General features: G+C 66.3%; 14 protein-coding genes. 1 reads left to right on the top strand and 13 read right to left on the bottom strand.

The annotated features are described in order from the left end of the window. Positions 1-51: 51 nt before the first annotated feature. Positions 52-1,476 (bottom strand): FAD/NAD(P)-binding protein, encoded by a 1,425-nt coding sequence (locus tag GBZ26_RS17230; RefSeq protein WP_174439881.1) that lies wholly within the window; start codon positions 1,474-1,476, stop codon positions 52-54. 190 nt (positions 1,477-1,666) lie between these two features. Here GBZ26_RS17230 and GBZ26_RS17225 point away from each other — a divergent pair, with 190 nt between their 5' ends. Further along, the gene (locus GBZ26_RS17225) at positions 1,667-2,677 is read left to right on the top strand and encodes a C-terminal binding protein (protein ID WP_246653918.1); all 1,011 of its coding nucleotides are present in this window, start codon (positions 1,667-1,669) and stop codon (positions 2,675-2,677) included. 10 nt (positions 2,678-2,687) lie between these two features. Here the strand turns inward: GBZ26_RS17225 and GBZ26_RS17220 are convergent, their stop codons facing one another. The 12 genes from GBZ26_RS17220 to GBZ26_RS17165 all read right to left on the bottom strand — a co-directional run bounded on the left by GBZ26_RS17220 (position 2,688) and on the right by GBZ26_RS17165 (position 15,178). Next, positions 2,688-3,770, bottom strand: a complete 1,083-nt coding sequence (locus GBZ26_RS17220) for a malate/lactate/ureidoglycolate dehydrogenase (protein WP_174439880.1) — start codon at positions 3,768-3,770, stop codon at positions 2,688-2,690. Between the two features lie 2 nt (positions 3,771-3,772). Beyond that, the gene (locus GBZ26_RS17215) at positions 3,773-5,014 is read right to left on the bottom strand and encodes a threonine synthase (protein ID WP_174439879.1); all 1,242 of its coding nucleotides are present in this window, start codon (positions 5,012-5,014) and stop codon (positions 3,773-3,775) included. 58 nt (positions 5,015-5,072) lie between these two features. After that, entirely contained in the window at positions 5,073-5,969 is an 897-nt protein-coding gene (locus GBZ26_RS17210) for an ABC transporter permease (RefSeq protein WP_174439878.1), read from the bottom strand. Beyond that, complete coding sequence (locus GBZ26_RS17205) at positions 5,966-6,799, bottom strand: ABC transporter ATP-binding protein (protein ID WP_174439877.1); 834 nt, start codon at positions 6,797-6,799, stop codon at positions 5,966-5,968. Before GBZ26_RS17205 ends, GBZ26_RS17210 begins: the two co-directional genes overlap by 4 nt. A 4-nt stretch (positions 6,800-6,803) precedes the next feature. Further along, positions 6,804-7,826, bottom strand: a complete 1,023-nt coding sequence (locus GBZ26_RS17200) for an ABC transporter substrate-binding protein (protein WP_174439876.1) — start codon at positions 7,824-7,826, stop codon at positions 6,804-6,806. Positions 7,827-8,039: 213 nt separating this feature from the next. Continuing rightward, the gene (locus GBZ26_RS17195; RefSeq protein WP_174439875.1) at positions 8,040-8,942 is read right to left on the bottom strand and encodes a TauD/TfdA dioxygenase family protein; all 903 of its coding nucleotides are present in this window, start codon (positions 8,940-8,942) and stop codon (positions 8,040-8,042) included. Between the two features lie 66 nt (positions 8,943-9,008). Then, on the bottom strand, positions 9,009-9,206 hold the full coding sequence (locus GBZ26_RS17190) for a hypothetical protein (RefSeq protein WP_174439874.1): 198 nt from the start codon (positions 9,204-9,206) through the stop codon (positions 9,009-9,011). A 3-nt stretch (positions 9,207-9,209) separates the two neighbouring features. Next, positions 9,210-10,247 (bottom strand): ABC transporter substrate-binding protein, encoded by a 1,038-nt coding sequence (locus GBZ26_RS17185; RefSeq protein ID WP_211104803.1) that lies wholly within the window; start codon positions 10,245-10,247, stop codon positions 9,210-9,212. A gap of 327 nt (positions 10,248-10,574) precedes the next feature. After that, the gene (gene guaA, locus GBZ26_RS17180; RefSeq protein WP_137141152.1) at positions 10,575-12,125 is read right to left on the bottom strand and encodes a glutamine-hydrolyzing GMP synthase; all 1,551 of its coding nucleotides are present in this window, start codon (positions 12,123-12,125) and stop codon (positions 10,575-10,577) included. 35 nt (positions 12,126-12,160) lie between these two features. Further along, positions 12,161-12,718, bottom strand: a complete 558-nt coding sequence (locus GBZ26_RS17175; protein WP_174439873.1) for a GNAT family N-acetyltransferase — start codon at positions 12,716-12,718, stop codon at positions 12,161-12,163. Positions 12,719-12,838: 120 nt separating this feature from the next. Then, a complete protein-coding gene (locus tag GBZ26_RS17170; RefSeq protein ID WP_174439872.1) occupies positions 12,839-13,858 on the bottom strand; it encodes a purine-nucleoside phosphorylase in 1,020 nt (339 codons plus the stop codon). Positions 13,859-14,458: 600 nt separating this feature from the next. Continuing rightward, complete coding sequence (locus GBZ26_RS17165) at positions 14,459-15,178, bottom strand: calcium-binding protein (protein WP_174439871.1); 720 nt, start codon at positions 15,176-15,178, stop codon at positions 14,459-14,461. Positions 15,179-15,310 lie beyond the last annotated feature (132 nt).

The following is a 15,310-nucleotide window of genomic DNA, read 5'->3' as shown; positions in this document are numbered from 1 at the left end:
CTATTATTGAAATAGGTTTTTTGGGTCAAAAATAACTTATTGATTTTGTATTTATGCGGAAAGGCGCTCCCGCGCCCTCCGGCGCAGGAGAGCCAGCGCGGCGTCCGCGCATTGGCTGCGCAGTTCGGGCACCGCGGTCATCTCCCAGAATGGTGCCCGGCTGACCGGGCCGAGCGTGAAGAGGCGATCGGACACCGCTCCGCCCTCCCCGATCAACGCCCCCTCCTCCGTGACGTCGAGCCCGAGGCGCAGCGGATCGGGACGGGCCAGACCCTGCTGGAGCAAGGCACGCATCAGCGGATGGCGGATGCGCCCGAAGTCGCATTCGGTGCCGGTCGCGTTGACAATGGCGCCCACCGTGCGTGTCCAGAGCGCGTCTTCGGCGCCCCGCGCGCGGACCGTCGCCTCCACCCCCTCGGAGGTCAAGGCCAGAGCTTGAAGACGCCCGGCCCGAACGGTCAGCCGCCCGCTCTCGCGCAGGCCATCAATGCGTGCGGCCACCTCCGGCGCCATGCGGTGGCGGTGCACCTCCCAGTAAGGCCGGGCGTGACGCAGGAAGCGCTGCCGCTCCTCCAGCGGCAGATGCTTCCAGATCAGCGGGTGGAAGGGCCGCAGCGAATCGAAGGCGGCGCGCCAGTCCAGCCCCTCCTCCCGCGCGCGGCGGACGTCGGCCTTCAGGGCGATCAGCACGTCCAGCACCGTGCCGGGCAGCGTCTGCGGATGGACGAAGCTCTTGAAGGGCCGCGTCTCCAGGTGGGTGGTGGGCAGCAGGCCGCGACGCGACAGCGCCAGGATCGGGCCGCGGTGGCCCTGGTTCTCCAGGGACAGCACCGCATCGACCATCGTCAGCCCGGTGCCGAGGATCAGCACCGGCGCGTCCGGATCGATGGCGGCGACGGCCTCGCGGTTCCAGGGATCGCCGATGAAGCGCTCCGACGCGAAGACCTCCGGCGCCGCGATGCGCGGCGGCGAAGGCGGAAAATGCCCGACGCAGAGCACCGCCCGGTCCACCGCGAGGCTGTCCCCGTTGGCGAGCCGCAGACGCACGCCGCTGTCGGCGGTGCCGTCCAGCGCCGCATCGACCACCTCCGCCCACACCGTGTCGAGCGTCACGTGGGCGGGGGCCTCCGCCTGCGCCTCGCGCAGCACGTCCTGGATGTACGCGCCGTAGAGCCGGCGCGACACGAAGGCGTGGCCGCTCGGTGGCACGTCGCCGCCGAGGTCCTTCGCCCACAGCCAGCGCAGGAAGTGGCGCGGATCGTCGGGATAGGCGCTCATGTTGTAGGCGCGCACGTTCAGCAGATGCGCCGCGCTGTCGGTGGAATAGGCCAGCCCGGTGCCCAGCGTGCCGGCGCGCTCGATCAGATGGATGCGCGTCGGCTCCTCCGCCTTGCGCAGAAGGTGGGCCGCCAGGATACTGCCGGTGAAGCCGGCGCCGACGATGGCGATGCTGTGCGCGGTGTCGTGGGACGGCATGCTCGTCGTTCCTCTCCCTGTGTCCAGCACCCCGCGGGGCGCCCCCGAATTGACATCATTAGAGCATCAGGAATCCCTATTTAACAAGTTGGCTTTTGCTGTATCGCATGTGCTTTCATATCCCATGCGTCGCAAACAACTTGTGGAATTTGTTGATTTCCCGCTCGACCATCAGGACCCGGACCGCAGAATGACCATGGGCAAGCGTGCACCCTTCGTCGTCGGAATCACCGACCACATGATCCCCCCGCCGGACCTGGAAGCGGCGGTTCTGGACGGCTGTGCCGAGGTGGATTTCCTCGACACCCGCCGCGAAGAGGATCTGGACCCGGAGCGTCTGGCCCGGCTGGACGCGCTGCTGGTGTGGAGCACCCGCATCGGCCCGGCGACGGTGGCGAAGCTGCCGCGCTGCCGCGTCGTCGTTCGATTCGGTGTCGGCTACGACAAGGTCGACGTGGCGGCGCTGGAGGCCGCCGGCATTCCCTTCTGCAACAACCCGGACTACGGGACGGAGGAGGTGGCCGACCACGCCGTCTCCCTGCTGCTCTCGCTGCAGCGCCGGCTGTGGGAGCATGATGCCCGCGCCCGCGGCTACAGCACGACGTGGCAGGCCAACACGCTGACCCCGCTGCGGCGGTCGAGCGCGGCGACGGTCGGCGTCGTCGGCGTGGGGCGGATCGGCACCGCGGTGGTGAACCGGCTGAAGACCTTCGGCTACCGCATCCTCGGCTACGATCCGCAGCAACCCGCCGGGCACGAGAAGGCGGTCGGCTACCACCGCGTCCGCCGGCTGGACGAGTTGCTGGCCGAATCCGACATCGTGACCTTCCATTGCCCGCTGACGCCGGAGACCCGCGGCCTGATCGACGCGGCCTTCCTGGCGAAGTTGAAGCCCGGCGCCCTGCTGGTGAACACCGCGCGCGGCGAGATGTTCGCCGGCCTCGACCCGCTGGAGACGGCGCTGCGCAGCGGCCAGCTCGCCGCGGTGGGGACGGACGTGCTGCCGACCGAACCGCCCGCCCCTCACCCGCTGCTGGACGCGTGGCGCCGGCGGGAATCCTGGCTGGAGGGCCGGCTCGTGGTCACGCCGCACAACGCCTTCCATTCCGACGAGGCCGCGATCGAGATGCGCCGCAACGCCGCCGAAACCGCCCGCCTGTTCCTGGAGGACGGGGTTCTGCGCAACCGCATCCTGCCCTGACCCCATCCGGTCAGGCCCCCAGGAAGGCCGGAACGTCGAGGCCGAGCGCGCCCCCGATGTCGTGCAGGGCGCGCACGGTGTCGGGGTCGAGCGTAATGCCATGCTCCGCGGCCAACACCCGGCTCCGCCGCTCCGGCCCGCCGGGCACCAGCACGCCGTCACCGCCGGGCACCGGCGGGGTGTCGTGGATGTGGTCCAGCACCGCGTCGGTCAACGCCTGCCAACCGCCATTCCCCGCGTCGCCCCCAGACTCGGCCACCCGCGCCGGGTCGATCAGGAAGGCCAGCGCGTTGTTCACCACCCGGCCCGGACGCAGGTTCTCCGGAAGGGCCGGCAACCCGCCGGCCAGCGCCCCGGCGAGGATCTCGCAGGCGAGCGCCAGCCCGTAGCCCTTATGCCCGCCAAAGGGCAGAATCGCGCCGGTCGGGTCGCGGAACATCACGCCGGGGTCGCGCGTCGGCGCGCCCCGCTCGTCGATCAGCAGGCCGTCGGCGACCTCCTTTCCGGAGGCTGCGGCGACCCGGCACTTGTTGGCCGCCACCGCGCTGGTCGCGAAATCCAGCAGGAAGGGCGGATGGTCCGGCGTGGCCGGAACGGCGATGCAGATCGGGTTGGTGCCGAGCCGCGGCCGCCCGCCGCCATGGGGTGCGGCCAGCGGCCGGCTGACCACATTGACGAAGAAGACCCCGATCAACCCGGCCGCGATGCACTGCTCGCCGTAGGCGCCGACGCGCCCGATGTGGTGGGCGTTGCGCAGGGCGAGCACGCAGGCCCCGCCCGCCTTGGCCCGCGCGATGGCGAGGTCCGTCGCCTCCCGAGCGATCACCTGCCCGTAGCCGACATCGCCTTCGACCACAAGGAACGGCGCCTCGTCGCGGAGGATGCGGGCGTGCCGGTTGGGTTGCAGATGGCCCAGCTCCAGGCTCTTCGCGTAGACGGCGATCTGGCACAGGCCGTGGCTGGCGTGGCCGGTGGCGTCGGAGTCCACGAGGTTGGCGGCGACGATGGCCGCTTCCTCCGGGTTGCTGCCGGACCGTTGCAGGATGGCGTCGAGCAACGCCACGAGACGCTCCGCCGCGTAAGGACCACTCATCCTCAGAACACCGAATAGTCGATGGGCTGGTGGCGATCGAGCGTCCGGTGGACCGGCGGCAGCGGGTATTTCAGGCCGGTCGCGCAGTTGAACAGAACGGCGCGCTCGTCGCGGCCCACCCGGCCGTCGGCCAGCGCCTGCTTGTAGGCGGCGTAGGTGGCGGCGCCCTCCGGGCAGAGCAGGAATCCCTCCTCCCGCGCCGCCTCGTCCAGGGCCGCCTGGATGGCCTCGTCCGGAACGGCCACGGCGAAGCCGCCGCTCTCCCGCACGGCGCGCAGGATCAGGAAGTCGCCGACCGCCTGCGGCACGCGGATGCCGGACGCGATGGTGTGGGCGTCCGGCCAGCGCGGCGCATGCTCCTCCCCCTCCTCCCAGGCGCGGACCATCGGGGCGCAGCCGGCGGCCTGCACGGCGACCATGCGCGGGCGCTTGGAGCCGATGAAGCCGATGGCCTCCAGCTCGGCGAAGGCCTTCCACATGCCGATCAGGCCGGTGCCGCCGCCGGTCGGGTAGAAAATGACGTCCGGCACCTCCCAGCCGAGCTGCTCGGCCAGTTCCAGCCCCATGGTCTTCTTGCCCTCGATCCGGTAGGGCTCCTTCAGGGTGGAGACGTCGAACCAGCCGGCCTTGGCCTTGCCCTCCCCGACGATCTTGCCGCAGTCGTCGATCAGCCCGTTGACCCGGTAGACCGTGGCGCCCTGGAGTTCGATCTCCGAGACGTTGACCTCCGGCGTGTCCTCCGGGCAGAAGATCGTCGTCTTGATGCCGGCCCGCGTCGCGTAGGCGGCCAGCGCCGCGCCAGCGTTCCCGTTGGTCGGCATGGCCATGTGCGCGACGCCGAAGGCCTTCGCCATGGACACCGCCATGACAAGCCCGCGCGCCTTGAAGGAGCCGGTGGGCAACCGCCCCTCGTCCTTCACCAGCAACTCGGCGGCCCCCAGTTTGGCGGCGAGCTTGGGCAGTGCGACCAGCGGGGTCACCGCCTCGCCCAGGCTGACGATGTCCTGCACCCGGCGCACAGGCAGCAGCTCGCGGTAGCGCCACAAATCCTGCGGGCGTTCGGCCAGCGCGTCCTTGGTCAGCGCGCCGCGCACCCCCTCCAGGTCATAACGGACCAGCAGCGGCTTGCCCGCCCTGGACAAGTTGTGGACGGTATCGGCCTCGTACCGCTCGCCCGTGCAGGCGCATTCCAGATGCGTAACGAAGGTCGGGCGCTCGGTGGTCAGGTTGCTGTCGAAAGGCACGGATGGATTTCCTTGCTCAAGAATCCCCTCTCCCGCCCTGGGAGAGGGGATTTGGCTGCTAGCGGACCATGCCCCACTTGCGGACGGTGTGGGTCTCGATCCAGCGGAAGACGACGTTCTCGACGACGAGGCCGATCAGGATGACGGTGACGAGGCCGGCAAACACCTTGTCGATGTACAGCTCGTTGCGGTTCTGGAAGATGAACCAGCCCAGCCCGCCCTTGCCCGACGACACGCCGAACACCAGCTCCGCCGCGATCAGCGTCCGCCAGGCGAAGGCCCAGCCGACCTTCAGCCCGGTCAGGATGGCCGGAAAGGCCGCCGGGATCAGCATGGTGACAACGTAGCGGATGCCGCGCAGCCCATAATTCCGCCCGGCCATGCGCAGCGTCTCCGACACCGAGGTGAAGCCGGCGTGGGTGTTCAGCGCCAGCGGCCACAGCACGGCGTGGACCAGAACGAAGGTCAGGCTGACCGCCCCCAGCCCGAACCACAGCATGGCGATGGGCAGCAGCGCGATGGCCGGCAGCGGGTTGAACATCGAGGTCAGGGTGGCCAGCACGTCGTTGCCGATGCGCGTGGACACCGCGAAGCTGGTCAGCAGCACGGCCAGCACCACGGCGATGGCATAGCCCTTCAGCAGCACCGACAGCGACACCCAGGCCATCGACAGCAGGTTCTCCCGCCAGATGCCGTCCCACAGCGCCGTGACGGTGGCGGTGAAGGTGGGGAACATCAGCGGGTTGTTCTGCCACGTCGCGGCGATCTGCCAGAGCAGCGCCACCGCGGCCAGCACGGCGAAGCGGCGGAGCGCGGTGATGTTGCCGATCCGCTCCCACAGGGACAGCGGGCGGGCCACGTCGCCGATGGGGCCGGTGGTGGCGACCGTCCGTTCATACTCCGGGCGGATGGGAGGCACGCGGCGGCCTTGATGCGCCAGGGTCAGGCCGGTCATTGCGGCACCCCCTTCACCGTTTCCACCTCGTCGGCGAACAGCATGGTGTGGATGCGCCGGGCGGTGTCCTGGAAAGCCGGGCTGCCCACCGCGACATGGTCGTAGCCGTCGCAGTTCAGCTCGGCCTTCACCTGTCCGGGATGCGGCGACAGCACGAGGATGCGCGAGCCGACGACCAGCGCCTCCTCGATGGAGTGGGTGACGAACAGCACGGTGAAGCGCAGGTCGTCCCAGAGCTGGAGCAGCTCCTCCTGCATCTTGCGGCGGGTCAGCGCGTCCAGCGCCGCGAATGGCTCGTCCATCAGCAGGATGTCCGGCTCCATCGCCATGGCGCGGGCGATGGCGACGCGCTGCTTCATCCCGCCCGACAGCATGTGCGGATGCACGTCGGCGAACTTGGACAGGTTCACCCGCGCGATGCAGTCCAGCGCCTTCTCCTCGGCCTCCCGGCGGGACGCCTTACCGCTGGCGAGCAGCGGGAACATGACGTTCTGCTTCACCGTCTTCCAGGGCGGGAGCTGGTCGAACTCCTGGAACACCATCATGCGGTCCGGCCCCGGCCCGGTCACCGCCCGCCCGTTCAGGCGGATGGCCCCCTCCACCGGCGCCAGGAAGCCGCCCACCGCCTTCAGAAGCGAGGACTTGCCGCAACCGGACGGCCCGAGCAGGACGTAGCGTTCCGCCTGGAACACCTGGAAATCGACGCGGTAGGTCGCGGTCACCAGATGGCGGCGCGTCTTGTACTGGAGCGTCACGCCGGACACGTCCAACAGGGGACGCTCGGACACATTGGCGGTGTCCACGGTGTCGGGATAGGTGAAGGCGTTCATCACATCAGCTCCCGGTTTCGCCGTGCAGGTCTTCGAAGAAGAGATCCTTCCAGGAGGCCGGCTTGTTCTTCATGGCGCCGACTTTGTGCATGAAGTCGGCGAAGGCCCCGACGCGGGCGGGGGCGACGGTGAACCGGTTGTCCGGGTCGTCGAGGATGCTGACGACGAAGGCCTTGTCGAGGTCGCCCCGGTTCTGCGCCAGATAGATGTCCGCGGCCACGGAATGGTCGGCGTTGATGACGTCCATCGCCTCCTTCAGCGCGCCGAGGAAGGCCTGATAGGTCTTGGGATTCTTGGTGCGGAAGGCTTCCTTCGCCCAGATCAGGTTGAAGGTGTGCGGCCCGCCCAGCACGTCGTAGGAGCTGAAGACCTTATGGATCTTCGGGTCGCGCAGCTGCTGGTACTGGAACGGCGGGCCGGAGATGTGGCCGGTGATCTCCGACGAGCCGGACAGCAGGGCGGCGGTGGCGTCGGGATGCGGCAGCGAGACGGTCAGCTTGTCGAGCGCGTCGAACTTGCCCTCTCCGAACTCCTTCTCCACGGCCATCTGGAGCACGCGGGCCTGGACGCCGACCTTCACCGCCGGCAGGGCGATCTTGTCCTTGTCGGTGAAGTCTTTGAGCGTCTTGACGGTCGGGTTGGTGGTGGTCAGGAACAGCGGCATGCTGTTCAGGGCGGCGATGGCCTTGACGTTGGCGTTGCCCTTGGTGCGGTCCCAGATGGTCAGCAGCGGACCGACGCCCGCCGACCCCAGATCGATGCTGTCCGACAACAACGCATCGTTCATCGCCGCGCCGCCGGAGAGCTGCACCCACTCCACGCTGATGTCCAGCCCCAGCGCCTTGCCGTGCTTCTCGATCAGCTTCTGGTGGCGCAGCACATGCAGCGGCAGATAGCCCAGCCCGTACTGTTCGGCGATCCGTATCCGGCCTTCCGCCGCCGCCGGGCCGGACAGCGCTGCGGCGGCGAGCCCCAGCCCGGCCAAAGCGCAGAGCGCGCGGCGGATGATACGTCCAGGCTTGACCATACGAACCTCCGATCAAGTTTACCTAATCTCTAGTAGGAAAATGACATCATGATTCTACGAACGATTCAACAGGGAAAATTGCGTATAAATACATATTGTAAATGTTATTTGTGCGCGAAAGAAAACCGCGGAACCGGCGCGTCAGCCCGCCGGTTCCGCGACGCTTCGGTCCGGCACGGAGGGCGTAACCCCAATGCCGGACCCGACAGGATGTCAGGCGGCGATGCTCGGCTTGCGGCCAAGCACCCGGGTCACGCTGGGACGGCCATCGACGCCGACCACCACATCGCCGGCCACCGTCGTCCGGCGGACGACACGGGGGCGGCTGCCGTAGTCGTCCACGGCGCGGTGGATGGTCGCCCGGTTGTCCCAGATCGCCACGTCGCCCGGCGACCAGTGCCAGCGCACCGTGTTTTCCGGACGGGTGGCGTGGTCGGTGACGATTCCGATCAGGCGGTTGGAGTCGGAGGTGCCGAACCCGATCAGCCGTTGCAGGAAATGCCCGACCAGCAGCGTGCGCTCGCCGGTCACCGGATGCACGGACACCAGCGGGTGCTCCGTCTCGTAGACGGTCGAGGTGAAGACCTCGTTGAAGCGCTTCAGCCCATCCTCGCGCACCTTCACCCGGTCGCCCGCGTAGTCGTACTGGTTGGAATGGATGGCCCTCAGCTTGTCGGCCAGTTCGCGCAACGGCTCCGGCAGTTCGGCGTAGGCCGCCGCCGTGTTGCCCCACAGCGTGTCGCCGCCACGATCCGGCAGCACATGGGGCCGCAGGATGGAGATGCTGGGGTATGCGTCGAGGAAGGTGATGTCGGCGTGCCAGGAACTGGCGCGTTCCCCACGGGTACCGTCCACGTCCAGGATGCCTTCGGTCCCGCCGAGCGACGGGACGGTCGGATGGCCGACCAACGTGCCCCACAACCGCCCGAACGCCTCCTGCCGGGCGTCGTCGATGTGGTGCTGGTCGCGGACGAAGACCACCTTGTGCTCGTAGACGGCGTCCTGGATCGCCTTCAGCACCGCCGGATGCAGGTCGCCGGACAGGTTCACTCCGCGCACCTCGGCGCCGATGTTGCCATTGATGGGCTTGATGTCGAACGCGTTGGAAAGGCTCATCGAACAGACTCCTTTGAAAGAAGGAAGGAACGGACAAGCGGAAAGGCGGTCGGAGGGTGGTCGGCGTCAGGCGGCGCCGAACCAGGCGAGCAGCGCGAGGGCGCTGAAGCCGAGCAGCACGCAGGCCACCGACAGGGTTTGGAGACGCCGCAGGTCGGGCGCCGGATCGGGGGCTCCAGGTCCGGACATCGACAGCCACAGCGCCATGGCTTCCGGGAAGGGCAGGCAGATCAGTTCCGCCGGCGGGTCATGGTCGCCGATCATGGATCACCCCCCCGTTTCGCCGTGCAGAATGGGAAAAGTGTAGTCCTTCCATGAGGCCGGTTTGGTCTTGATCGAGCCGACGCGGTGCATGAAATCGGCGATCACGCCGGTGTTGTGCGGAACCTGGGAATAGCTGATGTCCGGGTTGTTCAGCAGCGCCACGACCTCGTCCTGGGTCAGCTTGCTGCGTTCCTCCGCCAGATAGATGCGGGCGGCCTCGGCCTTGTCGCGCTTGATCAGCGCAAAGCCATCGCCCAGTGCCTTCACCACGGCGGCGGTGAGTTTCGGGTTGCCGTCGTAGAATGCTTGCGTGGCGTAGGCCAGCACCAGCGTCGCTTCGCCGATCACGTCCCGTGAGTTCAGGATGCGGTGGACGTTCGGGTGGGCAAGCTGCTGCGACCCGTAGGTCGGGGTGGTGACGTGGCCGGTGATTTCCGTTTTGCCGGAGACCAGCGCCGCGGTGGCATCCGGCGGGCTCAGCGTCGTGGTCAGCGGCTCGACGTCATACTGGTGCCCCGGCCCGAACTCCTTCTCGGCAGCGATCTGGAGGATGACCGAGTTGATCGAGACCTTCACCGCAGGCACCGCGATGCGGTCCTTGTCGGTCAGGTCGCGGATGCTGCGGACGTTCGGATTGTTGCTGTTGAGCCAGTAGGCCGATGAGTCCAGCCCGGAGATGGCTTTCACCCCGATGCTGCCGCGCGTCTTGTCCCAGACGGTCAGCAGCGGCGCGATGCCGGCGGAGACGATGTGGGCGTTGCCGCTCAACAGCGCGTCGTTGGCGGCAACGCCGCCGTTCAAAACCAGCCAGTTGACCTTGACCGGCCCGATCCCCTGCGCCTCGGCGTGTTTCTCGATCAGCCCCTGATTCTTGGCGATCATCAGCGGCAGGTATCCCAGCCCATACTGGATGGCGATGGTCAGATCCGCCACCTCGGCTCGCGCTCCACCGGGGGACGCCAGCGCCACCCCTGCGGCGAAGGTCAGGCCGAGAAAGGCTTGCCGTGCCGTCAATCCGTACCGTGTCACGTCCGCTGTCATCGAAGTCTCCCGGGATGGCGCCGTCAGCGTGATTTGCCTCCCAATCACACCAATCCCGCGGAGCGCTGTCAAATATAATCTACTTGCTCGATAGATTTATCGCCTTTGATTTTACTAATTTAATAAGTGTTTTTTCTCCGACATTCCGTGAGGCTACGACGTGGCGAAGGCGCTCCGCCCTTTCACCGGGCACCGACCAAGGCCCTCGGCGCACGAAAAAAGGGCCGTCAGGAGCGTTGCTGCTCCTGACGGCCCTTTGCATTCTTCCACCACCGATTTGGCGCGATGGCCTGAACCCCGGCGCCTACCGACGGCGATGCCCTCGGATCACTCCCACTCGATGGTGCCGGGCGGCTTCGAGGTGATGTCGTAGACGACGCGGTTGACGCCGCGCACCTCGTTGACGATGCGGTTCGACACGCGGGCCAGGAAATCGTGCGGGAACGGGTACCAATCGGCGGTCATGCCGTCGGTCGAGGTCACCGCGCGCAGGGCCAGCACATGGTCGTAGGTCCGCCCGTCGCCCATCACGCCCACGGTGCGCACCGGCAGCAGCACCGCGAAGGCCTGCCAGATCGCGTCGTAGAGGCCGGCGTTGCGGATCTCCTCCAGATAGACCGTGTCGGCCTTGCGCAGGATGTCCAGCTTCTCCGGGGTGATCTCGCCGGGAACGCGGATGGCGAGGCCGGGGCCGGGGAACGGGTGACGGCCGATGAAGGCGGCCGGCAGGCCGAGTTCGCGGCCGAGCGCGCGGACCTCGTCCTTGAACAGCTCGCGCAGCGGCTCCACCAGCTTCAGCTTCATGCGCTCCGGCAGTCCGCCGACATTGTGGTGCGACTTGATGGTGACCGACGGGCCGCCGGTGAAGGACACGCTTTCGATCACGTCCGGGTACAGCGTGCCCTGAGCCAGGAACTGCGCGCCGCCGACCTTGGCGCTTTCCTCGTCGAACACCTCGATGAACAGGCCGCCGATGATCTTGCGCTTCTGCTCCGGATCGGTGACGCCGGCCAGCTTGCCCAGGAACAGCTCGGACGCGTTCCGGTGCACCAGCGGGATGTTGTAGTGGTCGCGGAACAGCGTCACCACCTCCTCCGCCTCGCCGGCGCGCATCAGGCCGGTGTCGACGAAGATGCAGGTCAGCTGGTCGCCGATGGCCTCGTGGATCAGCACGGCGGCCACCGAGGAATCGACGCCGCCCGACAGGCCGCAGATCACCTTGCCGCTGCCGACCTGGGCGCGGATCTTCTCGATGGCCTGCTGCTTGAAGGCGGCCATGGTCCAGTCGCCCTTCAGCCCGGCGACGCGGTGCACGAAGTTCGACAGGAGCTGCGCGCCGTGCGGGGTGTGCACGACCTCCGGGTGGAACTGCACGCCGTAGAACTGGCGGGCGTCGTCGGCGATGGCGGCGAAGGGCGCGCCGTCGCTGACCGCCACGGCCTGGAAGCCGTCCGGCAGGGCGGTGACGCGGTCGCCGTGGCTCATCCACACCTGCTCGCGCGAGCCGACCGCCCACAGCCCGTCGAACAGGGCGCAGGTCTGCTTCACCTCGATGAAGGCGCGCCCGAACTCGCGGTGGTCGGAGCCCGACACGGTGCCACCGAGCTGGTGGCACATGGTCTGCTGGCCGTAGCAGATGCCCAGGACCGGAACGCCCAGCGTGAAGACCACCTCCGGCGCGCGGGGGCCGTTCTCTTCGGTGACGGAGGCCGGGCTGCCCGACAGGATGATCGCCTTCGGCGCGTAGTCGCGAATCCGCTCCTCGCTCATGCTGAACGGATGGATTTCGCAATAGACGCCGGCTTCGCGGACGCGGCGGGCGATGAGCTGGGTCACCTGCGACCCGAAATCGAGGATGAGAACGCGCTCGGCGGACATGGACGACAACCTGATGCGGGGGGACAAGCCCCTGACTACCGCATTTCAGGCCCCGCGGACAAGCGTGCAAGCGGGGCGAGGTCGCGCCAGCCATAGGCGATCTCCACCAACTCCGCCCCGGCGAAGCGGATGGGCCGCTCCGCCACCCGGACTCCGCCCAGCCGCTCGTAGAACCAGCGCGCCGGGTTGTCGCGCAGGCACCACACCACGGCGGTGCGCTTGCCGCCCTCCTGGAGCCGTTCGGCCATGGTCGCCATCAGGCGGCGGCCCAGCCCTCGGCCTTGCGCCTCGTCGAGCAGATAGAGGGCGTAGAACTCGCCCTCATACCCCTCCACCGGAAGGCGGCGCCCGCCGTAGGTGGCGAATCCCACCACCGAATCCGCGCCGTCCACCACCACCAGGGCGCCCTGGCCCGGCCCGTGGGCCAGGACGGCGTTGTGCCAGCGCATCGCCGCGGCGGCTTCCGACAGGTTGACGAGGTAGGTGTCGGGGACGAGGCCCGGATAGGTGGATTGCCACGTCGCGACATGGACCTTGGCGATTCCCACCGCGTCCGACGGCCGCGCGTCGCGAATCACCAGCGCTTCATCCATGGGACACCTCCGGACCCGTTGCCCACCCCAGTGAGAACTGGGATCCGGGCCGGAGCATGTCCAGTCAGCCAAAAGTGCCGGGCGTTGCGACGGAAGGCCGTCGCACCGCAGACCTTCGGGTTACTGGGCCGGGAGCGCCGGAACGCCCGCCTGCCACTGGTCCCAGTGGGACACGATGTGATCGGTCATGCGCGCGCCGACCAGCGCCACGTTCTCCACCGTCTCGGCGAAGCCGCCGGCGGTCTCGCCCGGCTTCGGGTCGAGATGCTCCAGCGTGGTTTCCCTGGGATTGCCCTGGTCGAAGTTCACGGCGCCGCGCAGGCTCATCACCCGGTCGGAGCCCAGCGTCCGCTTGATGACCAGCGTGATCGCCGCGGCCTCCATCTCGGTGATGACGTAATCGTCGGCTCCGTAGAGCTTGGCGATGTACTGCGCTTGCTCGGACATGCCCGGGCCGTGGAAGAAGGTGTCGCCGGTCATGTGCGTGCCGGTGCCGACGAAGGGCGCGCGCCGGGCGGCATCCTGCGGGTAGCGCTGGCGGTAGGCGCGGGCGCTGTCGGAGTCCTTCAGCGGCGTGTCGCCGGTCAGCTTCATCGCCCAGGAGACCAGGGCCGGGTTCAGCTGGAACAGGCGGACGGATTCATAGCCCTTGCGCGGCATGAAGGTCGGCTCGCCCGGCTTGCCCTCCTCCGGCGCCCAGCGGTGACCCAGGTCGTAATCCACCAGCCAGGTCGCCCAGTTGACCTCGGCGATGGTGCCGCGCGACGGCGGCGTGCCGGCCACGCCGGAGATGATGAAATAGGCCTGCGACAGGTCGAGCTGCGGGTTCAGCAGGATCGCCTGCATGGACGCGGAGGAGCTGACCTTGCCCATCCCCAGAACCGCGCCGCAGACGCCGTCGGCGTTGCAGTAAACGGGGTTCAGCGCGCCCTTCACGGCGATCGGCTCAGCGGACTGCCAGTAGCGCTCGTACCAGTTCTGGAACTCGCCGGCGCGGTCGCCGGTGTTCTTGCCGATCTCGAACATAGCGCCGACGAACACCTTGACCTTGACCGGCTCAGCCGCTTCGGCGGAGGTGCCCAGCCCCAACAGGAAAAGGGCGGACAGGGCGGCGCTCCGCCAGCGGGACGTGTTCCACATCATTGCGCTCCAACATGCGGGGAAAGGTCGCACCCTAACCGCAAACCTCGCGGTATGACCCGCATCAAATCAGCAGGCCCGTCCGCGTGTCCCCGCATGAGTGGCGGCGCTCGTCCTTTCTTGGGCTGGCGCGCATTCGCCGCTTTTTCGGCCCGCCATCAATCTTATCAGAAATTCGATTGCGCCCGATTCCCGGTGTTACGGCAATCATCGACTGCTGGTCAGTCACCCACTGATGATGAGGCCGGGCCCGAAACCATGACTGTCCACTTTCTGATGTGATCACATGAGCGTTACATATAAGAAACGCAGATGCTCTGATCGGCAGATGAGATTGCCGATCAAGACCTCCTTTAGCTTCTGTTCATCAAAGTGAGGTTTTGACCGGCAATACAGACGCAATTTAGGGTGCAGATCAAAACCTTTGCCGGGCCGAGCAAACCTAATGGCTTGAACCCAGGGAGATGGGGCTTTGATCCGCGTCCTTACTCACCGGGATAACCCTGAACTGATTAAATCTACAGCTATCAGCTCAGCACGATACATTGGCGAGAGTCAAACATAAACACAAGAATTTACTCATAAATACCTCATGCCTTGTCAGGAGGTTAGCCAGCCCCAAAGGTTTACTGTCTGGTTACCTGCCGTTAGCCATTCAATTTCGCCTCCGTAAGTGAAATAATTATCAATATAAACGCCATGATCCATTATTCCGTCCGCAGCATCGGATGCATGCAGAATATACAGGTCATAACCATTGTCGGCGATACCCCAGACAAGATCATTTAGACTCGCATTTGAGAACACCAAGGTGTCTCCAGAACCAGACGAATCCTGAATATAAGTAGTTCCACCTTGAAGCCAATCATGCTGATAGACGTCGTCTCCATCACCTCCAAGAAGAGTATCAGTCCCAGAGCCTCCATTCATTGTATCGTTGCCTGACCCTCCGACCAAAAGATCATCGCCGTTTCCTCCATTAAGAAGATCGTTGCCAGCGTCTCCTCCCATTGAATCGTTCCCATCACCTCCAAACAACTCATCATTACCATTCCCTCCGACCAAATAGTCGTGACCATTACCGCCATCTAGAAAATCATTACCATCTCCACCACCGAGCGTATCGTTACCATTATCGCCATAAAGATCATCGTTACCAGCTTCACCAATGATATAATCGTTACCCTCCCCTCCCGAAGCGTAATCATCAAGGTTTCCGGTGAATATCGTGTCATTCCCAGCAAGACCAAATGCTGAATTCGACTGCCCAAGAGGCCCTTCCCAATAGTTTGTACCCGCCGTGTCAACCCATGTAGCCATCTCACAATACTCCATTTTAATAATTCATACGCACGCACCAATCAGGAACGCGCATACCGCACCTAAAGCATGCGCCATAAATGCAATAAGAGTCAACAACAGATATATAAATTGAATCGTTACTTATCTATC

Origin of the sequence: Azospirillum formosense (assembly GCF_013340925.1) — a bacterium.
In the GTDB taxonomy this organism is placed as follows: Bacteria; Pseudomonadota; Alphaproteobacteria; order Azospirillales; family Azospirillaceae; genus Azospirillum; species Azospirillum formosense.
Note: the sequence above shows the minus strand (reverse complement) of the source record. Positions and strands in the feature narration are given on the sequence as shown.